This is a genomic window from Bradyrhizobium betae, assembly GCF_004123905.1.
Lineage (GTDB): Bacteria > Pseudomonadota > Alphaproteobacteria > Rhizobiales > Xanthobacteraceae > Bradyrhizobium > Bradyrhizobium betae_A.
Map to the genome: position 1 here is coordinate 312805 of NZ_MZXW01000050.1, position 25034 is coordinate 337838.

A 25034-nucleotide genomic window follows, 5' to 3' on the forward strand; every position below is an offset into this window, starting at 1 on the left:
CGCCGATTACACTCCTCTCGACCAACCGACGAAATCAGAACGGCCGGTGGTCACGGGTGGGAAGGCTGGAATGAGCAAGGCTTTTTGGTTCAAGGCTTTTTGGTTCAGGCGTCGTTTGTTGATGGCCTCGGTTTCGACCGGACTGGTGTCCGGGTTGGTCTTCGCGATTCCCGCGGTGGCCGCGCAGGACGAGGAGACTAACGTCCAGAACCTGCCGCCGGTCGAGGTGGCCGCGCCGCCGCCGACTGCGCGGCGTCCCGCGCCAACGCGGCCGGTAGCGCGCGTGGTGGGAGCGCCGTCGTCTCGCCCCAAGACGCGTATCTACGTCTACCCGACCTCGCCGGGCACCGGCAGAGGTCTCGACGTCGACAAGGTTCCGTCGGCAGTCAACGCCGTCGATGCCAACCAGATCAAGCGCACCGGTTCGCTCAACGTCACCGACGCGCTGCGCGACAACATCCCCGGGGTCAGCATCAGCGAAGTCACCGGCAATCCGTTCCAGCCGAATGTCGAATTCCGTGGCTTCCTCGCCTCGCCGGTGGTGGGCACGCCGCAGGGCCTCGCCGTGTACCAGAACGGCATCCGCATCAACGAGGCCTTCTCGGACGCCGTCAATTGGGACCTGATCCCGACCGCCGCGATCCGGTCGGTGACGCTGGTGACCAACAATCCCGCCTTCGGCCTCAATGCGCTGGGCGGCGCGATCAATCTGCAAATGAAGGACGGCTTCACCTATCAGGGCGCCGAGCTCGATCTGATGGGCGGCTCGTTCGGCCGCATCCAGGGCTCGGCGCAATGGGGCAAGACCGTCGACAAGAACTACGGTGTCTACGCCGCGCTCGAAGGCCTGCACGACAACGGCTTCCGCAATTTCTCGCAATCGGACGTGCGGCGCTTCTACGGCGACGTCGGCTACAAGGCCGGCGACAGCGAATTCCACGTCAACATGGGCGTCGCCAAGAACGATTTCGGCGCCAGCGCCACCGTTCCCGCCGAGCTGCTCGATAAATATTGGGGCGCGACCTACACCACGCCGCAGACCACGTCCAACCGCGTCGGCTATCTCAACCTGACCGCCAAGGCCGACGCGACGCCGACCTGGACGCTCGAGGGCAACGCTCATGTGCGTCGCTATGAGCAGAAGATCGTCGACGGCAATCCGACCGACGCGCAGGAGTGCGGTGCGGATCCGGGGCTGCTGTGCTTCGGCGACGACACCACGCCTGCGAATGGCACGAACGGTCTCCAGCTTGCCAATCCCTTTGCGCCGGGAACGATCCCCGGTGAGATCGACCGGGGCTCGATCCGCTCGACCACCTTCGGCGTATCGGGGCAGGCCACCAACACCGATCAACTGTTCGGGCACGACAACCGCTTCGTGATGGGCGCGACCTATGACGCGAGCGTCACGCGCTACAATGCCACCGCCGAAATCGGCTCGATGGGAGAAAACTATGTCGTCAGCGGCAGCGGACTTTTCCTCGGGCCAACCGGCGTACCGGACACCGTTGCCGGTCCTGTCTCGCTGCGGACCGTCAATCAGTATAACGGCCTGTACGCGATGGACACGTTCAACGTCACAGATGCCTTTGCCATCACGGGCGGCGGCCGCTTCAACGCGGCGCGCGTCACGCTGGAAGATCAGCTCGGCACCGATCTCAACGGTGATCACACCTTCTATCGCTTCAATCCGGTGCTCGGCGGCACCTACAAGATTGCGCCGGAGCTGACGGCCTATGCCGGCTATTCCGAGGCCAACCGCGTGCCGACGCCGCTCGAGCTCGGCTGCGCCGATCCGGTCCGTCCCTGTCTCATCGCGGCGTTTCTGGTGTCGGATCCGCCGCTGAAGCAGGTGGTGTCCAAAACCATCGAGGCCGGCTTCCGCGGCACCAGGGAGCTGAACATCGGTACGCTCGGATGGAAGGTCGGCGGCTTCCGCGCGACGAACTATGACGACATCGTCGCCGTTCCCGCGGTCGGACGCACCGGCTTCGGCTATTTCACCAATGTCGGCAGGACGCGGCGTCAGGGGTTCGAGGCCGAGGTCAACATCAAGTCATCCACGCTCCAGTTTCAGGCGAGCTATGCATTCGTCGATGCACGCTACCTCGATGCTTTCGAACTCGGCTCTGAAAGTCCGTTCAGGGATCCTGTCACCGAGACCATCCAGGTCCTGCCCGGCAATCAGATTCCCGCCATCCCGCGCCACCGCGTCAAGGTCGGTATCGACTATGCCGTGACCGACGTCTGGAAGGTCGGCGGCAACGCGCTGTTCGTCTCGAGCCAGTATTTCGTCGGCGACGAGTCCAACCAGTACTCGAAGCTGCCGTCCTATACGGTCTTCAACCTCCATACGTCCTATCAGGTGACCAAGAATTTCCAGCTCTACGGCAAGGTCGACAACATCTTCGACAGGCGTTACGCGACCTACGGACAGTTCTTCGACCGGGGGGCCTTGCCCAACTTCACCAATGGGGGCGCCGATTTTACCGACCCGCGCTCGCTGAGCCCGGCTAGGCCGAGGGCGTTTTATGCAGGGATGCGGGTGACGTTCTGATCGCCAGCACGCCGTCGAGGTCGGAATAGATGACGTCGGCCGTGCGCTGATAGTGCTGCTGAAGCAGACGCACGGCCTGCTCGCTGTCCTTGGCAAGAACCGCCTGAAGGATATCGCTGTGCTCGGCGCCAACCTTGCGCGCCGGATAGGCCTTCGCGATCGACATCATCCGATAGCGATACAGCCGGTCGGCAAGTTGCTCGCAGAAGCCGAGCAGGGGCCGTGAACCGCACAGATCAATCAGCGTCGCGTGGAACGCGCGATGCACCTTCTCCCAATCCGGATTGTCCTCGAATGTGTCGGGCTTGAGCGAGCGCGGCGTACGATCGAGCCGGTGATGCGCAACCAGCAGGGCCTCTTCCCAGGCCTGGGTCGCATTCTGCATGGACTCACGCAGCGCCAGACCCTCGACCCAGCATCTCGTCTTGGTCAACTCCTGGAGCTCCTCCTTGCTGACCTCCTTCACATAGAAGCCGCGCTGCTCCATGCCGACGACAAACTCTTCGGCGGTCAGACGGTTGAGTGCCTCGCGCAGCGGGGTCTGTCCGACATTGTACTGCTCCATCAGGAAGCGCGATTGCAGCTTCCGTCCGGGCTCGAGCCGCGTGGTCAGGATGTCGGCCTTGAGGCGCGCGTAGATCGTGGTCGTCAGCGTCGCCGCTTGGTCCACTTTCTGGCTTGGCAGGTCAGGGCTCATGTCAGGGCTCACGGGCATCCCATCAGAATCTCTGATTTGTGTACATTAGCATGGCTTTGGCCAATTATTTATAAATTTATACTTTACGAGCGACTTTGTACATATTACTGATCGGGCGTTCGCGTTCCCTGACAAGGAAGTCCCATGTCCGACTTTCCGGTGACGGCGCTACGCAGCGTCGAGTTCACGACGCCGCACCTCGCCGGTTCGATCGCGTTCTACACTGAGGTATGGGGGCTCGACGTCGTGGCGGAGGCAGGCGGCACGGTTTACCTCGCCGCAACCGGCAGCGACTTCCACGTTCTCGAGCTCACACCGGGCGAGGTGACGTCGCTCCGCAAGGTCAGTTTTCGCGCCCGCTCGCAGGACGACCTGCACCGCCTGTTCGCGCGTGCGCGGCAATCCGGCTGCGAGGTGATCAGTTCGCCCGTGCCATCGCCTGCGCCGTCGGGCGGCGAAAGTTTCATGGTGCGCGAACCGCAGGGCTGCGCCATCGAGTTCGTCCACGGCGATCGCAACAAGCCGCCGCGCGTGATCGCGGATCACCCCGAGCGGCTGGCGCACGTCAACATCAACAGCGTCGATATCGAGAAGCTCTCGGCCTTCTACCAGGAGACCCTGGGATTTCGGCTGTCGGATCGCTCGAAGCTGATGGCGTTCCTGCGCTGCAACGATGATCACCATGCGGTCGTGCTGGCGGAGGCCCCTCGCAACGGCCTCAATCACGTTGCCTTCTTGATGCCCGATCTGGAGTCCGTCATGCGCGGCTCGGGTCGCATGGTGGATCACGGCTATCCGATCGGCTGGGGCGTCGGCCGTCACGGCCCGGGCGACAATGTGTTCGCCTATTTCGTCGATCCGGCCGGTGCCGTCATCGAATACACCGCCGAAGTCTTGCAGATCGACGACAGCTACGTCGCGAAGGGGCCGGGCGATTGGGTCTGGCCGCCGGGACGAACGGATCAGTGGGGCATCGCGCCGCCCAAGTCCGAGGCCTGCAAGACAGCGCAGCTGGCGGTGCCCTTTGCGACGGCGCGCGCATGACGGATGTCGCCGGCGCCATCGACTATGATGTGCTCGTCGTCGGCTTCGGGCCGACCGGCGCCGTTGCCGCAGGCCAGCTCGGCCGCCTCGGTCATCGCACGCTGGTCATCGACCGGCTCACTGTTGTGTACGACAAGCCGCGCGCGATTGCGCTCGATCACGAAATCTTTCGCCATTTCGACAATATGGGCCTCACTGACGCGGTCTCGCCCTACATCGAGCCTTTCACCGCATCGGAGCATTTTGGCGTCGACGGCCAACTGATCCGGCGCATCGACATGGTCGCAAAGCCCTATCCGCTCGGCTACACCCCGAGCATGGTGTTCAGCCAGCCCGAGGTCGAGGCTGAGCTGCGCCGTCACGCGACCCATTTTTCCAATGTGCGGGCCGAGCTGGGCGTCGAGCTGCTCGATCTCGTTCAAACATCCGATCGCGTCGAGGCACGTCTGAAGGACAGCGACGGATGGCACCGTTCCGTAACAGTGCGCTATGTGATCGGCTGCGATGGCGCTTCGAGCACCGTGCGGCAGATCGCAGGCCTCGGCCTCGAGGATCTCATCTTTGACGAGCCGTGGCTGGTGGTCGACATGCGCGTGAACGAGAGCACGCTGGCCCGCCTGCCGCAGTGCTCCGCGCAATTCTGCAATCCGGCACGCCCCGTGAGCTTCCTGATCGGCCCGAACAACCACCGCCGCTGGGAGATCATGCTGCTGCCGGGCGAAGACGCGCGGGAGATGGAGCGGCCCGACAATGTCTGGAAGCTGCTCTCGCCGTGGATAACGCCGGGTGACGGAGAGTTGTGGCGGGCAGCCTCCTATCGCTTCCACGCCCTCGTTGCAGCGGACTGGCGCAACGGCAGGATCCTGATCGCCGGTGACGCCGCGCATCAGCAGCCTCCCTTCATCGGCCAGGGCATGTGCCAGGGCCTGCGCGATGCCACGAACCTCGTCTGGAAACTGGATCGGGTGCTCAGGGGCGTCTCCTCCGACAGCCTGCTCGGCAGCTACACAATTGAACGCAAGCAGCACGTCATTGAGCTGACCGGCAAGATCAAGGCGATCGGCCAATCGATCTGCGAGCGCGATCCGGCTGCGGCCCGGCGGCGCGATGCGCAAGTGCTAGCCGACGGCGGCGGCAAGCCGCTGCTGCTGACACGGCAGGAAATCATTCCGCCCTTGCGCGCAGGATGTCTGGCGGATCATGAGACGCCGGCGCGCGGCAGCCTGTTTCCCCAGCCGCGCATTGCCACCGGCAGTGCGGTTCGCTTGCTCGACGAGGTGACCGGGTCCGGCTGGCGAGGGTTCATCGACGGTCGAAGCAAGGACGCGGCCGCCATGCTCTCGCTCTGCGCCGAATGCCCGGACATGTTTGCGGCGGCCATCGCACCTGCCGGCGCTGCTGCGCCGAACACGCTCGAAGAGACCGAGGGGGTGCTGGCGAACTGGTTCGACCGTCACGGTGTCGTCGCCGCGATCGTCCGGCCCGATCATTACGTCTTCGGCACCGCGCGCAATGTCACCGAGTTCGGCGGTCTCCTGCGCGAGATCGATGTGCGTCGTCGTGACGTTCCCGCCGGGCTCAACAAGATTTCCGATCATAGAATGGAGAGAACACCGTGAAACTGACCACCGTAGCGATCGACGGCCGCACGAGCTGGGGCATCGTCGAAGGCGAGAATTTTTTGGATGTCGGCACTGTGCTGGCATCGCGCTACGCCGATCTCAAGGCGGCGATCGGCTCCGGCCTGTCAGGCGTTGCAGAGGCAAGATCCAAGGCCGCTGCTATCCCGACCTCGAAAGTCGCTTGGCTGCCGGTCATCCCGAACCCCGACAAGATCCTGTGCGTGGGCCTGAACTACGAGACCCATCGCAAGGAGACCGGCCGCTCCGAGGTCGATCATCCCACCATCTTCTCGCGCTATTCCAACAGCCAGACCGGACATCTGCGTCCGATCCTGCGGCCGCGCGTCTCGACCCATCTCGATTTCGAAGGCGAGCTTGCGGTCATCATCGGCAAGGCGGGACGCTACATCTCGCGCGCGGACGCCACGGATTTTGTCGCAGGCTATTCCTGCTACAATGACGGCAGCATCCGCGACTTCCAGCGTCACACGCATCAGTTCACGCCGGGAAAGAATTTTCCGGACACCGGCGCATTCGGGCCCTGGATGATGACGCCTGACGAGCTTGGTCCGCTGGACGAGCTCAAGCTGGAGACCCGCCTCAACGGGCAGGTCATGCAGGAAGCGCGGATCAAGCAGATGATCTTCGATATCCCGCGCCAGATCGAATACTGCTCGACGTTTACCCGGCTCGAGCCCGGCGACGTCATCGTCAGCGGAACGCCGGGGGGCGTCGGTGCGCGGCGCGAGCCGCCACTCTGGATGAAGCCCGGCGATATCGTTGAGATCGAGGTCGAACGCCTCGGCGTGCTCAGGAATGTCGTCGCGGACGAAACCTGATCGAGCGGCCGCAGCCGGCGACGGCTGCGGCCGACTAGTAAAAATCCGCAAAAGCGGGATCTCCAGGGAGGAACACCATGTCAGGACTATCCCGTCGTCTGCTGCTCGCCGGCGCAGCGCTTTGCCTCTCTCTTCCGGCCTTCGCGCAGTCGTGGCCGCAGAGGCCCGTGACCGTCGTCGTGCCGCAGCCGGCGGGCAACAGCCCGGACGTGATGTGCCGCCTCATCACCGAAAAGCTCTCCCGCACCCTCGGGCAGCAGTTCGTCGTCGAGAATCGGCCGGGTGCCGCAAATCTCGTCGGCACGCAGTCGGTCGCCCGCGCAGCGCCAGACGGCTACACGTTCCTGTTTGCCACGTCGGCCGCGCTCGTCACCAATCCCTACACGTTCAAGAAGCTGCCCTACGATCCCATCAAGGATTTCGTGCCGGTCGCGATGGCGGCCAAAAGCAACCACGTCCTTCTCGTCAATCCCGAAGTGAAGGCCAATACGCTGCCGGAATTGATCAAGCTCGAAAAATCGGCGCCGGGTTCGTTGAGCCTCGCCGTCGACGGTGCGCGCAACCTCTCGGGTCTGATCGCGCAAGCCATCAACAAGAGCGCCGGGACCGGCTTGGTCCTCATCCCCTACAACACGACCACGAATGCGGTTCAGGACGCGATCTCGGGACGTATCCAGGTGACGATCCAATCGGCGTCGATCGCCGAGGCCTTCATCAAGGCAGGTACGCTTCGACCGGTTGCCGTTGCCGGAGCCAAACGGATCGACTCCCTGCCGGACGTTCCCGCGATTGCGGAGACGCTGCAAAGCGTCGATCTCCAGGGCTGGTTCATGTTCATGGCGCCGGTCGGCACGCCGACCGACATCGTTGAAAAGCTCAGCGCCGAGATTGCACGCGCGCTGGAATCGTCCGACGTGCGCGAGCGCGCGCCCACCCTCGGCTTCGATGTCCGTGTTGGCGATGCCGTGACGACGGCAGGCGCGAAGCGCTTTCTCGACGACCAGCTGGCCTCGTCCGGCAAGATCATTCAGGGGCTCGGCATCGAACCTGAATAGCCGGACTTCTAAAATTGCGGGTCTTGCAAAAAATATCCCGCCTCCGGCATGATGGCCCCGGAGGCTCGCTTCGCAGTGTCATTGAAAAATCCGGACGCAGTCGCTTCGATCGTCGCGTCACTTCGACACGTTTACGGTGACGAAGTCGCGCGCCTCATGCTCGTCGAGGGCATGAGCCTCGCCAATTTGATCGATGCAATGTTTTCCGCGGCGCCGACACACCGCGAGGCCGTTCGCTCGATCACCGAGGGATTGGACGATTTTATCATCTCGCCGGACCTGGGTCTCATGTGGCACCTGCGATACATCTACGCAGATCAGCCCGGATCCCTGCATGTCGTGGACATGGAGATCGCTACGCCTGACGGCACGCTGTCGAGCAAGGACGTCTGGCTGCGCCTGTCGTCGTAGAGAAGAGGCCTGGCCCTGTGGGTTCGGACTAAAGGGCTCCTCTCGCCAAGGGCTGAGGCAAATTGGCCCATGGCCGGATTTCCCGCTGAAATAGGCGCAGCTGGGCGACAGGCCGGGCTTGTATCATTGGTTGTGAATAGGTCATACTACACCCGCTGCAAATGGGAATGATTGGCGAGGTCCATACGACGCGGGCTGGGCCATGAACCGGCGGGAGCAGGCCGGGACTGATTTTTGCGTCGATATGTTTTGTCTGTGATTTTGAAGGGCATGACCTTGACGGCATGCCGGCAAGGGGCCCCGGCGCAATTTCAGCAGCGCCGGCGCATGAGCAGAACGAGTTGTTGAGCGATGCGAGAAATGTTGCGAGCCATCGCGGATGGCCTCGCGTCGATGAATTGCGTGGAAATCCTTTTTTGAGCGAGGCGATCGAAGATGGACGCTGCTGCGACGGGCCTGCCGATGCAGGACAATCTCTACTCGCGCGAAATCCGTTTTGGCGTCGTGATGTATGGCGGCGTTTCGCTGGCGATCTACATCAACGGCGTCACGAACGAGCTGTACGAGATGGCGTGCGCGACGCCAAAGCAGAGCGATGATCTGAGCCTTCCGGGCACGCGCTGGGTTTACCGCAAGGCCTCGTGGCTGTTGCGCGACGAGAACCTGCGCGCGCGCTATCTGGCCTATCTCGCCGATCAGAAGTTGCCGCCCGAGAAGCGTACGGTGGAGGACCCGTTCGCCGACATGTCCGCTCTCCCGCCCGGGCAACGCACGCGTTTCGTGGTGGATTCGCTGTCGGGCACCTCCGCAGGCGGCATCAACGGCATCTTCCTCGCCAAGGCTCTCGTCAGCGGGCAGAAGTTCGCTCCCCTGAAGACGTTGTGGGTCGAGGAGGGCGATATCGGTCGCCTGCTCAACGACAAAGCCTCGTACGAGGGTCTGGAGTTCGCCAGGACCGGCTCTCCGCCGCAGTCGTTGCTGAACAGCGATCGGATGTACGTCAAGCTGCTCGATGCTTTCGAGACGATGAAGAAGGAGGACAAGGGAAGGATCGCGCCGACAGCTGGGGGTGAATCCCAACTGGTGGACGAGCTCGATCTGTACGTCACGACGACGGACATTCGCGGAGCTGTCGTGCCGTTGCGGCTCTTCGACAAGGTCGTCTATGAGCAGCGGTACAAGCAGGTCTATCACTTCCAATATTCCGTCGGGGGCGATAATCATTTTGCCGAAAGCTACGTCCCTTTTCTCGCGTTCGCCGCGCGTTGTACGTCGTCCTTTCCCTTCGCATTCGAGCCGATGTCGGTGTCCGACGCGGAGCGCCTGTGCAACGCGCGTCAGACCGTCGCAAACGTGAGTTTCGAACCCTGGAAGTCGTTCTTCACGGGTCTGTCGGTCGCGGACACGACGGGTAACGGCTGGCGCGACCGCGCATTCGGCGATGGCGGGTACCTCGACAACAAGCCGTTCAGCTACGTCGTGGAAGCCTTGTCATGGCGACTGGGCAGCGTCCCGATGGAACGCAAGCTGATTTATATCGAGCCGGCTCCCGCCCATCCCGAGACCGAGCAGGGATCCAGTACCAGGAAGCCTGATGCGCTCGAAAATGCGCTCGCGGCCATGCTCACGATCCCGCAGGACGAGACGATCCGCGAGGACATCGAGGCGGTTCTGGTGCGCAACAGGCGTATCGAGCGGGTCGAGCGGATCGTGCGCCAGGTCGAAGTCGATATTGAAGCGCGCGACAAGGATCCCTTCGAGCGGATCGAGTTCGACGAAAACGGCGAGGTGTTTCCCTGGCGTTCCCGCGACATGCGAAACATGGTCGATTATTACGGGGTGGCGTTCCTGCCGTATCGCCATCTTCGCCTGATGACAGTCACCGACGACATTGCCGACCGGCTGGCCGTCTGGTGGGGCGTCGACCGTCGGTCCGATCAGTTCTACGCCTTGCGCGCCCTGGCTCGCGCCTGGCGTGAGGAGAATTTTTACGAATACAAGAAGAAGGGCGATCCCCGGTCTGAATCGGTCAACGCGTTTCTGGATGACTACGACATCAAGTACCGTCTCAGGCGCACCGGCTTCATTCTGCGCAAGGTGCACCAGCTTCGAAGCCTCTTCCACAAGGCCGAGCGGCCCGGCGAAGAAAATACCTGGTCGGACGTCGAGACGCATCTCATGCGACGTTGGGAGAAGTTCAGGTCCGGCCGGCACATGGATTCAGCGGTGCGTTTTGCTGCGCTGGACCGCCTTGCCGACCAGCTTGGGGAAGCCATTGCGGAGCTCCGTCGCGCGACGTGGCAGTTGAAGCCGCCGAATAACCCCGACAGATCGGAATGTCATGACGCGCTGATCCAGACGCTTCGCTTGATTCTCGGTCAGGAGCCGGATCCGGATCTGAAGGCGCTGACCACGAAGTCCGGCAAGCGAGTGGATCTTCCGAGTGACCTGCCGCCGCCAAGCCCGCTGCGGACGCTGCAGGAGAATGTCTTTGCCAATGCGCAGACGCTGTTCAAGTACACCAAGGGTACCGAGGCGACGACGCTGCAGAAGGCGCTCGAGGCTGATATTCTCGCGCTGAAGAAGGGATACAAGCCGCTGGTCGACAAGGCTGCGGACGGCCAGCTGCCGCTTCCGCAGGCCCTGCTTGGAAATCCGCAACTTCGTCCCTGCAAGGAGACCGACGAAGGTGGACCCAAGGTGCAAATCGAGATCGCGGATGTCACCTTGCCCGGCGATGTCGGCGCGCTCAACACATGGGAAGGAACGTTGGTGCGCCAGTTCCTCGCCGAATATTTCACGCGATTTGACGAGTACGATCAGGCGAGCTTCCCGCTCTACTATGATACGGGCACCGGCGAGCCGTCGACCGTCGAGGTCGTGCGCATCAGCCCGGACGACGCCACCAGCCTGATCGACGAGCGCAACAGTGGGCGGCGCAAGCTTGCGGGGACCGCGCTGATGAACTTCGGTGCCTTCCTCGACGAGCAGTGGCGGCGCAACGACATCATGTGGGGCCGACTGGACGGCTGCGAGCGGATATTGGCGACGTTGTTCCCGGCTGCCGGGGACACGTTGATACGGGAAGCCCTTCTCGCCGAGGCGCAAGGTATCATCGTACGCGAGGAGATGAAGCCGGAGAACTACGACGAGCTGGTCGATGGTTTCACGAAGGCGTTGGCGGACGAGAAATATAAGGCGCTTGAAGACGACTTCAATGTGCTGTGGAACAAGCTGGCGCTTACTGCCGGCGGGCAGCGCCGCACGCAGATTGGTGAGGCGCTAAAGGACGTCCTGAGCGACAAGGGTATGCTCGACTACGTGCGCGATCATTATCAGGTCGAGGGCAAGACCGATACCAAGGGCATGCTGCGGACCGGCTCGCGCGCCCTGACGATTACCGGGCGGATCCTCGATCAGGTGGAGCAGGCGCGTCGGGGACAGCGAGGTTTGATGGTGTGGATCACGCATGTCTGCCGTGCGGCCCAGAGCCTGCTCTCGCTCTCGATACCGGGCAGCTTTGGCCAGGCCGTGTTTCGCAACTGGCTCATGCTGCTGTATGTGATGGAAGGCCTGATATTCGGCGTTGGCATGCTGTTCGGGTGGACCAGCACGCGCAACATCGGCGTGATGGCTCTCTGCATGACGGGGGGCCTTCACCTCGCAAGTGCGATGATCGGCGACTACATCGATCGGCGGCTAAAGCCGGCCCGGTGGCAGGGATGGACCCGGTCTATCAAGTGGACCGTCCGAGGACTGGCGCTGGCCGCCGTGCTGCTCATCTTCTTCGGCGCGATGACGGTGGCCAACAGCGGGCTGCGCGGAATCAGTTGCCCTGCCGGACACAACGTCCTCGGTCCGGTCTTCGACATCTTCTGCAGGCCGAAGAGCGGGTCATGATGTTCGTGCCTGCGCCCGCCGCACAATTAACGATTTCTTAGCGCCAATCATGCGGATGATCTCGCGAGGGAAGATCAGGGGAGACTGCTCCCATGCTGAAGGACGGCACATATGCGGCGTGGTACAAGACGCCGCTCGATCAAGGTGCCGGGATCGTCCATGTCGCAGACGGCCAGATCTGGGGTCGCGACAGCTTGATGACGTATCACGGCTCGTGCACGGTCGATGGAGATCGCTTCACAGCTATTGTGTCGACGAGGCGTCATACCGATGGGCGTGCAACGGTGTTCGGCGTCGATGACGAGCTCACGCTGGCCATTGAGGGAAGCTGCCCCGGCAAGATCGCGACCTACACGGCGACGGCGGAACAAGTGCCGGGAATGATCCTCCATGGGACACTCATTCTGACTGAACAGCCCCCGCCGGTAGGTGAACCAACCGGGCAGGTCCCAGCGTTCAATCCCGACAAGCTTCCAAAGTTGCCGAAGCGTTCGCGGTGATCGCAGGAGCAAGCGTGACCCACGGCAGGCATTCCGGAATGTCTAAGTTCGCCAGGCAACGAGAATAGTCCGTAACTGATCAGGCAACTCCGAGGCAATTCACCCGCGCCGGGACTCCTGCCGTCATCAAGCAGATCACTGTGAATACGAAAGCTGATCTTCCGTAACGATTCGCTCGATTTTCTCCGACTTGCACTTGATGCGATATCGGAGACGTCCATCGGCCTCGATGGGCATATGCTGGACGATGGTGTAAATCATCGGTTGATCAGTTGCGGCACGTCCTTGTGGGCCTTGGGGCTGGTGGCGAACGTCTTCATTTAGCTTGTAGGCATACGACATATATCTACCTCGAAATTCACAGTTGCTCTCACGTGGGGCAGTCGTTGTGGCCTGCCCGAACAGGCGCTTGGTCGAACGGAAGAGGTTACCACAATCTCAAGCGGTTAAACGCGCCAAGAAGGGCTTGGCGCGAGGCAATGTGGCCCGACTGTTCGGGACGGTTGAGGGCCACTCCGAGGTGGTTCAGTCCAGGTTCCGAAGTACCGCGGTTTAATGGAACCCAATTGATTGGGTGGCGTTTCAGTAGACTGCGTCCCAACCCAACTGGGGCTGGGATAGGATTCGTATGGAAACGTCAAACCTCTTTGAGGCCGCTCAGAGCAGCGACGGCCGCTACCGGCTTCTTGTCGAAGCGATCACTGATTACGCGATCTACATGTTAGATCGCGAGGGTCGCGTGACGAGTTGGAACCCGGGCGCCAGGCGCTTCAAGGGCTATGAGGCGGATGAGATTATCGGTCGGCATTTCTCGACCTTTTACACCGACGCCGAGCGGTCGCAGAACGTTCCTGCTCAGGCGCTGGAGGAGGCCGAGCGTACCGGCCGCTTCGAGCGCGAAGGCTGGCGCGTCCGCAAAGACGGAACGCAGTTCTGGGCCCATGTTGTCATCGACGCGATCCGCTCGCCTGAGGGGGAGCTTGTCGGCTTCGCCAAAATCACTCGTGACTTGACCGAGCGAAGGGCCGCCGAGGCAAAACTTCGCGAAAGCGAAGAACAGTTCCGACTGCTGGTTCAAAGCGTTACCGATTACGCCATCTACATGCTGGATGTGAAAGGCCACGTGGCAAGCTGGAACACCGGTGCGCAGCGCATCAAAGGCTATACTCCCGAAGAGATCATTGGCAGACATTTCTCCAACTTCTACACGGAAGCCGACCGCGCCGCCGGGCTTCCGCGTACCGGCCTGGAGACAGCGACCCGAATAGGGCGATGGGAGAACGAAGGTCAACGGGTCCGAAAGGACGGCACTGCGTTCTGGGCGCACGTCGTGATCGATGCCATTCGGGATGACGACGGCAAGCTCGTCGGCTTCGCCAAGGTGACGCGGGATATCACCGAACGCCGCGAGGCGGAAGCTGCGCTCCAAGTGGCGCAGGCGACCATGATCCGATCGCAGAAGCTGGAGGCGATCGGGCAACTCACCGGCGGCGTCGCTCATGACTTCAACAACTTGTTGCAGGTCATCAGCGGAAACCTGCAACTGCTGAGCAAGGATATCGCCGGCAATGCCCGTGCCGAGATGCGGGTCCAAAGCGCTCTCGGAGGTGTTGCCCGCGGTTCGAAACTTGCCTCCCAGTTGCTTGCCTTCGCGAGGCGACAGCCGCTGGAGCCAAAAGTGGTGAACGTCGGCCGTCTTATCAAAGGCATGGATGAGATGCTTCGTCACGCCCTGGGTGGGGAAATCGAGGTTGAAACGGTAGTCGCGGGTGGGCTGTGGAATAGCCTCATCGACCCGGATCAACTGGAAAATGCGGTCTTGAACCTCGCGATCAACGCCCGCGACGCGATGAACGGCGAAGGTCGACTGACGATTGAAGCAAGCAACGCCTTCCTCGATGACGAATATGTCCGGCAGCATGAGGAATTGTCCGCGGGACAATACGTGATGATCGCGGTGACCGATACGGGCACCGGCATTCCGCCGGACATCCTGGAACGGGTCTATGAGCCATTCTTCACAACTAAGGCGGAGGACAAGGGCACCGGCCTGGGCCTCGCCATGGTTTACGGCTTCCTCAAGCAGTCCGGCGGACACGTCAAAATCTACACTGAGGTAGGTGCCGGAACCACGGTGAAGCTTTACTTCCCGCGCGAGGTGGCGAGCGAAGATACTCTGGTCGGGTCTCCGTCCGGCGAGATCAAAGGCGGGGAGGAAACCGTCCTCGTGGTTGAGGATGACGATGAGGTTCGCGGGGTCGCGGTCTCGATGCTCACCGAGCTCGGCTATCGCGTGGTCAAGGCGCGAGATGCGGCGAGCGCACTCGTCGTCGTCGATAGCGGCATCCCGATAGACTTGATCTTCACCGACGTCATGATGCCTGGCGTGCTGCGCAGCCCGGACTTGGCGCGAAAAGCCAAGGAACGATTGCCCGACGTCGCGGTCCTGTTCACATCCGGCTATACTCAGAACGCCATCGTGCACGGCGGGCGGCTTGATCCCGGGGTGGAGCTTCTAGCCAAACCCTATACACGCGAGGCGCTTGCCCGAAAAATCAGACATGTGTTCGCCAATCAAGCTCAAAGGCGCGGCGCGCAGGGATCGCAACACTTGGCCAGCGAAAAGACTTTCAAGAACGCGACCGTGTTGCTCGTCGAAGACGACGACCTCATCCGCCTTACGACGACGGAGATGCTGAGCGATATCGGATGCACGGTAAAAGAGGCCAGCACGGCTCAAGAGGCTCTGAAGATCCTGGACGAGCAACCGGTGGACATCTTACTTACGGATGTCGGCCTCCCTGGAGTTTCCGGTCTGCAGCTCGCAAGGGACATCCACGGGCGCCGGCCCGGTCTACGCCTAATTCTAGCGACAGGCGACAGCGGGGTGCAATCTGAAGCCGCGCGATTGGGCGCGATATTGCTCGTGAAGCCTTACACCCCGCAGTCTCTTCGCCAGGGTTTAGAACATGCGATGAAGAAGCGTCGCTGAACAGATGGGTCTCGTCTGATGAAGTGCTCGGAGAGTGCAGTGTGAGAAGCGCCAAAGCTTGACCCCATCGGCTTTTAACAACGACCCTCGATTTGCCATGGTCCGAAGCGCCATACCGACGGACGTGCAACGGTCTTCGATGTCGACGATGAGCTCACGCTAGACATCGAAGGAACCTGCCACGGCAAAGTCGCGACCTATACGGCGACGGCAGCCGAGGTGCCGGGGATGATCCTGCAGGGCACTCTCATCCTCACGGAACAGCAGCTGCTCGCACCTGAACGAGCCGAGCAGCAGTTGTTCCGCATGACGAGGAAGAGGTACCTCCTTGGAGGCGCGGCGAAGTGCTCTCTTCACACTCGCATCAAAAACCGGAAACTGAGTGCGCTCAAAGCCATGCAATTTGCAGTGAAGGAAGCCGATGCTGCACGCACCCATTGAAACCGGGCACTACAAGATGGATCTCGAGCCGTCGCCGATCGAGCCAACCTGGATTATTGAAGGCAATCCGGAAGCTCGCTCCCGCGTGCTGTCGACGAGCGCATGCAAAACGGCCAAGACCATGATTTGGTCGTGCACCGCCGGCAAATTCAACTGGCATTACGATCTCGACGAGACCATCGTGATCCTCGAAGGATCGATCGTGCTTGAGAGCGAGGGCATGCCGCCGAAGCGCTATGGCGTAGGGGACGTGATATTCTTCCGCAAAGGCGTGAGCGCCAAATGGCACGTCGAGGGCTATGTGAGGAAAATTGCCTTCCTCCGGCTGACCAATCCGTTCCCGTTTGGCATCGCGATCCGAGCTGTCAACAGGCTCAGGTCGTTAATCGCGCGGAACGGCCCGGCAACGTCGGCGGCTGGCATCGTCGTTGCGGAGTGAGTTCGCGCTTCGGGCCAGCGATCGCCTTCTCCCACAAGGGGAAAAGGGAAGGCAACATGCCGCATCCCGGCAATTCTGCATAATCAACACGCGCGCCTCCGCTTCTCAAACGGCTTCCGACCCGGCATGGTGCGGCCGCAACAATCGTCTCGGGAGCACTATCAATGTCGGACAAGGTCTCGCGTCGCCAGTTCGCGAAAATCGCGGGGGTGTCCGCAGCCGGTCTGGCAAGTCCTCTCGAGCTCGCCGAGGCCAAGCCCGCAGCCGCGCCGCGCGGCGACAGCGGCTTCCCCGCCGGCTTTGTCTGGGGCACGGCGACCTCGTCCTATCAGGTCGAGGGCGCGGTCAACGAGGATGGGCGAGGGGCCTCGATCTGGGACAAGTTCGTCCGCATCCCCGGCAAGATCGAGGACGGCACCACCGGCGACCGGGCCAATGAGCACTATCACCGCTACAAGGAGGATATCGCGCTCATTCGGGATCTCGGCTGCAAGGCCTATCGCTTCTCGATCGCCTGGCCGCGGGTGTTTCCGGACGGCGACGGCAAGCCCAATCCGAAAGGGCTCGACTTCTACAACCGGCTCGTCGACGAGCTCTTGAAGAACGGCATCGAGCCGTGGGCGACGCTTTATCACTGGGACTTGCCGCAATCGCTGCAGGACCGGTTTGGCGGCTGGCGCTCGACCGAGACCTGCAAGATTTTCGGCGACTATGCGGGCTATGTCGCCGAGCGCCTGACCGATCGCGTCAAGAACGTGTTCACGCTGAACGAGAGCGGCCGCTTCGTGCAGTTCGGCTACGGCCTCGCCATCGACGCGCCGGGCCTGACGCTGCCGCAAGCCGACGTCAACCAGGTCAGGCACAACACCGCGCTCGCGCACGGGCTTGCGGTGCAGGCCGTGCGCGCCCATGGCCGCCGCGGCACGCGGGTGGGACCGGCCGAGAATATCGACGTCTGCGTTCCCGCAATCGATACGCCCGAGCATGTCCGCGCGGCCGAGATCGCGCTGCGCGAGATGAATGCCGGCTATCTCAACGTCATCATGACGGGCCAGTACACCGACGCGTTCCTGAAATACGCAGGGCGTGATGCGCCGAAATATACCGACGCGGAGCTGAAGATCATCTCCTCGCCGGTCGATTTCCTCGGCCTCAACATCTACGCGCCGCAGAATTACGTGGTGCCGTCCGACCAGGGCGCCGGCTTCATGCCGCTGCCGATCCCGAAATCGTTCCCGCATATGAGTTCGGACTGGCTCCGCATCGCGCCGGAGACGATCTACTGGGTGCCGAAGCTGGCCGCAAAGATCTGGAAGACGGACGCGATCTATATCACCGAGAACGGCACCTCCGGCGACGATGTAGTGTCGCCCGACGGCAAGATCTACGACACCGACCGCATCATGTATCTGCGCAACTATCTCGCCCAGCTCCAGCGCGCCACCGCCGAAGGCGTGCCGGTGCGCGGCTACTTCCTCTGGAGCCTGATGGACAACTTTGAATGGGTGTTCGGGCTGAACAAGCGGTTTGGGCTCTATCACGTCAATTTCGACACACAGGTCCGCACGGCGAAGCTCAGCGCGAGCTTTTATCGCAACGTGATCGCGAAAAACGCCGCGGGGGCGTGATGCCGGATTTTACGCGCGGCGGAAAATCCGGGTGAGGGGCGTAACCGCCGCACATTGACTCCCTCCTCCCCCTGATTCAAAACCGTCCTCAACACTCAGAACAAGAGGACAACGCCAATGACCGATGCACTGATCATCGATGCCTGCCGCACTCCGCGAGGCGTCGGCAAGGCGGGCAAGGGAGCACTCTCGGGCATTCATCCGCAGCAGCTCGGCGCAACCGTGCTGCGTGCGCTCGCCGATCGCACCGGCATCAACACTGCCGATGTCGACGACATCGTCTGGGGTTGCAGCGCGCAGGTCGCAACGCAAGGCGGCGATCTCGGGCGCATGTCGGCACTCGATGCCGGCTATGACGTGCGTGCCAGCGCCGTGACGCTCGACCGCTTCTGCGGAAGCGGCATCACCAGCGTCAACATGGCTGCAAACTCGATCATGGCGGGGTCGGAAGACCTCGTCATCGCCGGCGGCTGCGAGATGATGTCGATGGAGGGACGTCGCGGCGGCGGTCCGATGATGATGGATTCGGGCAATCTGCGCCTGCGCGCGCGGCATCCGCAGTCGCATCAGGGCGTCTGCGCCGATGCGATTGCGACGATGGAAGGCATCACGCGGCGGGACGTCGATGCGCTCGGGCTGGAAAGCCAGAAGCGCGCAGCGCATGCGATCGCGAACGGTCACTTCAAGAAGAGCCTCGTGCCCGTTCATCGCGAAGACGGCAGCCTTGCGCTCGACCACGAAGAATATCCGCGGCCGCAAACCACGATGGAGGGTCTAGCTGCGCTGAAGCCGGCATTCCCGGCGATCGCCGACTATGCGCTCGACGACAAAGGCACGACCTATCGCAGCCTGATCCTGCAAAAACATCCCGACCTCAACATCGACTTCGTGCACCACGCCGGCAATTCGTCCGGCGTCGTCGACGGCGCCGCCGCCATCCTGCTGGCTTCACCGTCCTACGCCAAGGCGCACGGGCTGAAGCCGCGCGCCCGCGTGGTCGCGATGGCCAACATGGGGGACTCGCCGACCCTAATGCTGAATGCGCCGGTGCCGGCGACGCGTAAGGTGCTGGCGAGGGCGGGGCTCACGATCGACGACATCGACCTGTTCGAGATCAACGAGGCTTTTGCGGTGGTTGCGGAAAAATACATCCGCGATCTCAAGCTCGACCGCGCCAAGGTCAACGTCAATGGCGGCTCGATCGCACTCGGTCATCCCATCGGCGCGACCGGCTCGATCCTGATCGGCACGGTGCTCGACGAGCTCGAACGGCGCGACCTCAAGCGCGGTCTCGTCACCATGTGCGCGGCCGGCGGCATGGCTCCGGCGGTCATCATCGAGCGTATCTAGCGCGATCGAAGCTCGTCGCGCCTCCGTAAGAACAGGGTGAGAGAGCGGCTGAGACGCCTCAACACGACAATCTAGCCTTATTTTCTAGGGCGAAACGCGCTCCTCCTTGCACAAATAGGCCGGTCGTCGCTTGTCGAAAGCCGCGAATCAGCTTTAGCAAGGCAGCGTGCGGGCCTTTGAAACAAGGCAAAAACCGCTGCCCGAGGCGCCTCCCGTTCAGGAAGTAGCTAAAAAGCAGGGGTTTTTGCCGCAGGGGGCCAAAAAAGCCCGCAAAAACCGTGACAAAACTGTGCAGAAGGCTATAGGCCTTCGCCGGTTGGTCTAATATGCAACCGGCAACGAATCAGAGGAGACACGATGCCAACCCAAATGTCGAAATCGCAGTTGATCGAAAAGATTGCGACCGCCACCGAGCTTTCCAAGCGTGACGTCAAGAGCGTCATGGAGACGCTGACCGACGTCGGCCACAAGGAGCTCAAGAAGAGCGGCCTGTTCCTGGTGCCGGGCTTCGCCAAGTTCGTCGTCATCAAGAAGCCCGCGACCAAGGCGCGCAAGGGCACCAACCCGTTCACGGGTGAAGAGATGATGTTCAAGGCCAAGCCGGCCCGGAAGATCGTCCGCGCCCGCCCGGTCAAGGCCGCCAAGGACGCCGTGGCCTGATAACGCAAAGGCCCCCTCGGAAGAGGGGGCCTTTTGTATCGAGCGACGTAGGGGCTGATACGGAGGGGATCAGCCCTTGCGGCGTTTGAGCCGGACCGGGACCGGCTGAAGCCGCGGCTCGGGTCCTGCGAGTGCATCACGCACCCGGTCGATGGCGCGATCGAGCAGCTGGCGCAGCCGCTGCGTTGTCCGCGATCGCTTTGCTTCTTCCAGCAGTTTCTTCATCGCATCACTCCGCTGCTTCGATCTTTGCATCGATCTTGGCTTCCGCCGGCTCGAGCGCTGCGGCGATGGCCTCGTCGACGCGCTCCAGCCAGATGAACTCGAGGTTGTCCCGCGCGCTCTTCGGGATGTCGTCATAGTCCCGCTTGTTGCGCGCCGGCAGCATTACCCGTTTCAATCCGGCAGCGGCCGCAGCCACCACCTTCTCCTTGATACCGCCGACCGGCAGCACCAGGCCGCGCAGCGAGATCTCGCCGGTCATCGCGGTGTCGCTGCGTACCGTGCGATTGGTGAGCAATGACGTCAGCGCCGTGAACATCGCCACACCCGCGCTCGGTCCGTCCTTCGGGGTTGCACCCGCCGGCACGTGAACGTGGATGTCGCTCTTTTCGAACAGCGACTGATCGATGCCGAGCTGCGTGGCCTTGCTCTTCACCAGCGTCAGCGCCGCCTGCACGCTTTCGCGCATGACCTCGCCGAGCTGGCCGGTCAGGATCATGCCGCCCCGGCCCGATACGCGCGAGGCCTCGATGAACAGGATATCGCCGCCGACCGGCGTCCAGGCAAGGCCGGTGGCCACACCAGGAATGCTGGTGCGCTGCGCGATCTCGCCCTCGAAATGCGGCTGGCCGAGTACGGTGCCGATGTCCTTTGGCGTCACCACGACCTTCTCAGCCGTGCCCTCGGCGACCTGCACCGCGGCGTGCCGGAACAGCTTGCCGATTTCGCGCTCGAGGTTACGCACGCCGGCCTCGCGGGTGTAGCCCTTGACCACCAGCTTCAGCGCCTCCGGCTCGATCTCGGCCTGCTCGGCGGTCAAGCCGTTGGCCTCGAGCTGCCGCCGCACCAGATAGCGCTTCGCGATCTCCAGCTTTTCCTCTTCGGTGTAACCGGCGAGGCTGATCAGCTCCATGCGGTCCAACAGCGGACCCGGAATCTGGTCCAGCATGTTGGCTGTCGCGATGAACACCACGCGCGACAGGTCGAACGGCACGGCCAGGTAATTGTCCCGGAACGTCCCGTTCTGCTCGGGGTCGAGCACCTCCAGCATGGCAGCCGAGGGATCGCCCTGCACGCCGCGGCCCATCTTGTCGATCTCGTCCAGCATCATGACGCAGTTTCGCGTGCCGGCCTTCTTGATGCCCTGGATGATGTTGCCCGGCAGCGCGCCGATATAGGTGCGCCGATGGCCGCGGATCTCGGCCTCGTCATGCACGCCGCCCAGGCTGACGCGCACGAAGGGGCGATCCATCGCGCGTGCGATGGACTGGCCGAGCGAGGTCTTGCCGACGCCGGGCGGGCCGACGAAGCACAGGATCGGCGCCTTGCCCTGCGGCGCGAGCTTGCGCACCGCCAGATATTCGATGATCCGGCTCTTGATCTTCTCCAGGCCGAAATGATCGGCGTCGAGGATGCGGCGCGCCTCCTTGATGTCGATCGGCTTCTCCGCGGGCAGCGCCCACGGCAGCTCGATCAGCCAGTCCAGATAAGTGCGGACCATGCCGGCTTCGCCGGCAGCCTCCGGCATGCGCTCGTAGCGGCGCAGCTCCTTCTTCGCATGTGCGTCCGCCTCCGGTGGCATGTTGGCCTTGGCGATCGCAGCCGTCAGCTCGGCGACCTCGGCCGCCTTGCCGTCGCCTTCGCCCAGCTGGCGCTGGATGGTCGCCATCTGCTCGCGCAGGATCGCCTCGCGCTGCCGCTCGTCGAAGCTGGCGCGGGTCTTCTGGCCGATTTCGTTCGAGATGCGCAGCACCTCCAGCCGTTCGGCCAGATGCTTCGACACCTTCTCGACACGCAAGGCGAGGTCGATGGTCTCCAGCACCTCCTGCTTGTCCTGCGGCTTGATGTCCATGAATGAGGTCGCCAGATCGGCCAGCGCGCCGGGCGCACTGGTGCTCTGGAACAGCGCGACCAGCTCGGGCGGCGCTTGCGGCAGCAGCTCGACCGCCTCGATGGCCAGGCGCTGCAGGTTCAGCGCACGCGCCTCGATCTCGGGCGAGTTCGTGGTCGGCTCGGGGATCTGCTGGAAGCGTGCAGCCAGGAACGGCGTCCCCGGCAGGAAGTCGAGGATGCGCGCGCGCTGCACGCCCTGGCAGACGATGTGATGGGTGCCGTCGGGCGCGGTGATGTAGCGCACGATGTTGGCGATGGTCGCGACCCGGTAGAGATCGTCCGGGCCGGGCTCCTCGGTCTCGGGGCTGCGCTGCAGGACGATGCCGATCGGCCGCTGCTCGCGCAGCGCCTGCTGTGCGGCGGCGACCGATTTCGGCCGCGCGATCGCGATCGGCCCGATGGCGCCGGGAAACAGCACCATGTCGCGCACGGGGATGATGATCAGTGCGTCTTCGGGGATCTTCACGTCGGACTCGTTTTGCGTGGTATTCATCTGTTCGGTGGCCATGATCGACCTCAGGATTTGGCGAGGCGCAAAGCGACGCAGCCGTCCATCACGAAGCGGCTGATGGCGTAGCGGCCAAGGGGCAATGCAATGCGGCGCTCAAAACGCCCCTGCGGCAGCTCGAGCCGGTGGATGCGGGCGTTGCGAAGCTCCGGTGGCAGCGTGCGCTGGCCGGAAATGACGAGCACGCCGTCATGGATGACAGTCTCGACATTGTCAGGATTGACGCCGGGAAGCGCGACCAGGATCAGGAGCTCATGCTCGGTCTCGAGCACGTCGATCGGCGGCTCCCAGCAGGCTTCCTGACGGCCGAACTGCTGACGCAGCCGTTCGGCGCGGGTCAGCTGGTCCAGGGCTTCGGACAGCATCCAGTCGAGGGGATTTTTAGGTTGCATGGCAAAACTCGGGGAAGGCGCTGCGGTTGGAAAACGGGATATGGGGATGGTTCCCCAAAATTCCAGCATCGCGCGTTTGAGCATGCCTGCCTCTCAAACCGGAAGAGGCCCTTGCAGTCAGACGCTTCGACGCCGCGGAAATGTTCCGCGGCGCGAAGGCAACAATTGGGCGCGGCGCGCTGATCAGGCGGCGGCGCGATATTCCTCTTCCGCTTCGAGGTTGATGACGGAGGTCGCGAGCTCGCTCAGCGCGTGATCGGTCGCCTCTTCCTCGTCCAGCGTGTCCTGAAGCAGACGCGCCGCCTCGGGCATGCCGAGCTCCTCGGCCCAGGTGCGCAGCGTGCCATAGCGGGAGATCTCGTAATGCTCGACGGCTTGCGCCGCGGCGAGCAGGCCGGCATCGAGGGCAGGGGCGTTCTTGAAATCCTTCATGATCTCGGCGCCCTCGTCGGTGATGCCGTTGATCGCCTCGCACGGCTTGCCGCGCGCGGGCTTGTCCAGCATCTTGAAGATCTGCTCCAGACGTTTCACCTGGCCCTGGGTCTCGCGCAGGTGCTTGTTGAAGGCCGCCGCAAGGTCCTTCGAATGCGCGGCCTTGGCCATCTTGGGCAGCGTCTTGATGATCTTGTTCTCGGCGAAATAGATGTCCTTCAGCGTTTCCAGAAACAGATCGCTGAGCATCTTCGGCGCCTGACGCGTGCGGCGCGATGCCGTCTTTTTCGCGTTCGCACGTTTCTTTGCTCGTTTAGCCATAAATCCTCTCCTCATGAGGCGACACGGGAAGGCATGCCCTTCCTCAATCCTCGGGCGATAAAGACTCTTCGAAACAATTGTTCCTCGCGAAGGCTTCTGGCGGGCGATGCTGGCTACGGACCGAAGCTTGCCGCGATCATCGCAATCGTCCTCGCGGTATGTTGGCTTGCATGCTCTGCTTTATCTCAGCGAGCCTGATCGGGCGTACCGGCAACGCCGTGCTCTCGCGCGTCCTCGGCATGCTGCTCGCGGCCTATTCGGTGCAGGTCGTGATCAACGGGATCGTGGCCGTCCGGGCGAGCTTTTCGTAAAGCTGCGAAATCTGTTAATCTATTGATTTTTCAGTGAAATTTTCGGTGTAGCGGTACATCCGGCAAGACCGCGCCCGATCCGGGCCGCTTTCTCTTGCACTGCCATATTGCTTTGACGTACTTCCGGTCTAACAAACGTCCATCGCCGGAAAATCCAGATGTCGATGACAGCGGACGAGCTCGCCAAGAGACAGGCCATCATCGACGCATGCCGCCGTATGAACGCGCTCGGCATCAACCAGGGCACCTCGGGCAATATCAGCGTCCGGCACGGCGACGGGGTCCTGGTCACGCCGACCAGCGTGCCCTATGAGGCCATGACGCCCGACCAGATCGTGTTGATGGCGATGGATGGCTCGCATGCGCCCCATCAGAAGCCGTCCAGCGAGTGGCGCTTCCATCTGGACATCCTGAAGGCGCGCGATGACGTCGACGCCGTCGTCCACGCCCATCCGACCTATTGCACCATCCTGGCGATCATGGGCATGGATATCCCGCCCGTGCACTACATGATCGCGGCAGCCGGCGGCGACAGCATCCGCTGCGCGCCCTATGCTACCTTCGGCACGGCGGAGCTGTCCGAGCACGCGCTCCGGGCGCTGTCAGGCCGGCTCGCCTGCCTGCTCGACCATCACGGCATGATCGCGGTCGGCAAGACGCTGGACAAGGCGATGTGGCTCGCCGTCGAGGTCGAGACGCTGGCGCGGCAGTATCACGGCTGCCTCCAGATCGGGACACCGCCGCTGCTGTCCAGCGACGAGATCGAACGGGTCCGCCAGCGCATGGCCGGCTACGGCATGTCGGACGGGTAGGGCGGGCA

Annotated in this window: 20 protein-coding genes and 1 pseudogene; 16 read left to right on the forward strand and 5 right to left on the reverse strand. The window is 62.6% G+C overall.

Features of this window, described 5'->3' with window-relative positions:
• The first annotated feature begins 70 nt into the window (after positions 1 to 70).
• On the forward strand, positions 71 to 2557 hold the full coding sequence (locus B5V03_RS33985; RefSeq protein ID WP_206736228.1) for a TonB-dependent receptor: 2487 nt from the start codon (positions 71 to 73) through the stop codon (positions 2555 to 2557).
• Here the strand turns inward: B5V03_RS33985 and B5V03_RS33990 are convergent.
• Positions 2514 to 3254: a GntR family transcriptional regulator gene (locus B5V03_RS33990; RefSeq protein WP_129274729.1), complete on the reverse strand. Its 741-nt coding sequence runs from the start codon at positions 3252 to 3254 to the stop codon at positions 2514 to 2516. The genes B5V03_RS33985 and B5V03_RS33990 overlap by 44 nt on opposite strands.
• Positions 3255 to 3398: 144 nt before the next feature.
• Between B5V03_RS33990 and B5V03_RS33995 the strand changes: the two genes are divergently transcribed.
• The 13 genes from B5V03_RS33995 (at position 3399) to B5V03_RS34060 (ending at position 20135) form a co-directional block, all read left to right on the forward strand.
• Complete coding sequence (locus B5V03_RS33995; protein WP_129274730.1) at positions 3399 to 4298, forward strand: VOC family protein; 900 nt, start codon at positions 3399 to 3401, stop codon at positions 4296 to 4298.
• Positions 4295 to 5917: a bifunctional 3-(3-hydroxy-phenyl)propionate/3-hydroxycinnamic acid hydroxylase gene (locus B5V03_RS34000; RefSeq protein ID WP_129274731.1), complete on the forward strand. Its 1623-nt coding sequence runs from the start codon at positions 4295 to 4297 to the stop codon at positions 5915 to 5917. The genes B5V03_RS33995 and B5V03_RS34000 overlap by 4 nt, the downstream gene beginning before the upstream one ends.
• Positions 5914 to 6759, forward strand: coding sequence for a fumarylacetoacetate hydrolase family protein (locus tag B5V03_RS34005; RefSeq protein WP_129274732.1), 846 nt, complete (start codon positions 5914 to 5916; stop codon positions 6757 to 6759). Before B5V03_RS34000 ends, B5V03_RS34005 begins: the two co-directional genes overlap by 4 nt.
• A 77-nt stretch (positions 6760 to 6836) precedes the next feature.
• The gene (locus tag B5V03_RS34010) at positions 6837 to 7814 is read left to right on the forward strand and encodes a Bug family tripartite tricarboxylate transporter substrate binding protein (protein ID WP_129274733.1); all 978 of its coding nucleotides are present in this window, start codon (positions 6837 to 6839) and stop codon (positions 7812 to 7814) included.
• 51 nt (positions 7815 to 7865) lie between these two features.
• A complete protein-coding gene (locus B5V03_RS34015) occupies positions 7866 to 8225 on the forward strand; it encodes a hypothetical protein (protein ID WP_129274953.1) in 360 nt (119 codons plus the stop codon).
• A gap of 435 nt (positions 8226 to 8660) precedes the next feature.
• The gene (locus tag B5V03_RS34020) at positions 8661 to 12125 is read left to right on the forward strand and encodes a patatin-like protein (protein WP_129274734.1); all 3465 of its coding nucleotides are present in this window, start codon (positions 8661 to 8663) and stop codon (positions 12123 to 12125) included.
• 92 nt (positions 12126 to 12217) lie between these two features.
• On the forward strand, positions 12218 to 12625 hold the full coding sequence (locus B5V03_RS34025; RefSeq protein WP_129274735.1) for a hypothetical protein: 408 nt from the start codon (positions 12218 to 12220) through the stop codon (positions 12623 to 12625).
• Between the two features lie 628 nt (positions 12626 to 13253).
• Entirely contained in the window at positions 13254 to 15617 is a 2364-nt protein-coding gene (locus tag B5V03_RS34035) for a hybrid sensor histidine kinase/response regulator (protein ID WP_129274737.1), read from the forward strand.
• A gap of 228 nt (positions 15618 to 15845) precedes the next feature.
• Entirely contained in the window at positions 15846 to 16058 is a 213-nt protein-coding gene (locus B5V03_RS42610; protein ID WP_245502425.1) for a hypothetical protein, read from the forward strand.
• On the forward strand, positions 16039 to 16497 hold the full coding sequence (locus B5V03_RS34045; protein WP_129274738.1) for a cupin domain-containing protein: 459 nt from the start codon (positions 16039 to 16041) through the stop codon (positions 16495 to 16497). Before B5V03_RS42610 ends, B5V03_RS34045 begins: the two co-directional genes overlap by 20 nt.
• Before the next feature lie 164 nt (positions 16498 to 16661).
• Entirely contained in the window at positions 16662 to 18125 is a 1464-nt protein-coding gene (locus B5V03_RS34050; RefSeq protein ID WP_129274739.1) for a GH1 family beta-glucosidase, read from the forward strand.
• A gap of 117 nt (positions 18126 to 18242) precedes the next feature.
• Positions 18243 to 19475 carry an acetyl-CoA C-acetyltransferase gene (locus tag B5V03_RS34055; protein WP_129274740.1) on the forward strand — a complete coding sequence of 411 codons (1233 nt, stop codon included), beginning with the start codon at positions 18243 to 18245 and terminating at the stop codon, positions 19473 to 19475.
• Between the two features lie 357 nt (positions 19476 to 19832).
• Entirely contained in the window at positions 19833 to 20135 is a 303-nt protein-coding gene (locus B5V03_RS34060; RefSeq protein WP_129274741.1) for an HU family DNA-binding protein, read from the forward strand.
• A 69-nt stretch (positions 20136 to 20204) separates the two neighbouring features.
• Here B5V03_RS34060 and B5V03_RS41815 read toward each other — a convergent pair whose 3' ends face one another.
• From B5V03_RS41815 to B5V03_RS34075, 4 genes are all read right to left on the reverse strand, one after another.
• Positions 20205 to 20360 (reverse strand): hypothetical protein, encoded by a 156-nt coding sequence (locus tag B5V03_RS41815; RefSeq protein WP_164988466.1) that lies wholly within the window; start codon positions 20358 to 20360, stop codon positions 20205 to 20207.
• A gap of 4 nt (positions 20361 to 20364) precedes the next feature.
• A complete protein-coding gene (lon, locus tag B5V03_RS34065; RefSeq protein ID WP_129274742.1) occupies positions 20365 to 22758 on the reverse strand; it encodes an endopeptidase La in 2394 nt (797 codons plus the stop codon).
• Between the two features lie 8 nt (positions 22759 to 22766).
• Complete coding sequence (locus B5V03_RS34070) at positions 22767 to 23150, reverse strand: Hsp20/alpha crystallin family protein (RefSeq protein ID WP_092022588.1); 384 nt, start codon at positions 23148 to 23150, stop codon at positions 22767 to 22769.
• A 183-nt stretch (positions 23151 to 23333) separates the two neighbouring features.
• Positions 23334 to 23903 (reverse strand): ferritin-like domain-containing protein, encoded by a 570-nt coding sequence (locus B5V03_RS34075; protein ID WP_129274743.1) that lies wholly within the window; start codon positions 23901 to 23903, stop codon positions 23334 to 23336.
• A gap of 93 nt (positions 23904 to 23996) precedes the next feature.
• Here B5V03_RS34075 and B5V03_RS34080 point away from each other — a divergent pair.
• Positions 23997 to 24214 (forward strand): annotated as a pseudogene (locus B5V03_RS34080) (MarC family protein); the annotation flags it as partial.
• Positions 24215 to 24372: 158 nt separating this feature from the next.
• Complete coding sequence (locus tag B5V03_RS34085) at positions 24373 to 25026, forward strand: class II aldolase/adducin family protein (RefSeq protein WP_206736229.1); 654 nt, start codon at positions 24373 to 24375, stop codon at positions 25024 to 25026.
• Positions 25027 to 25034: the final 8 nt, after the last annotated feature.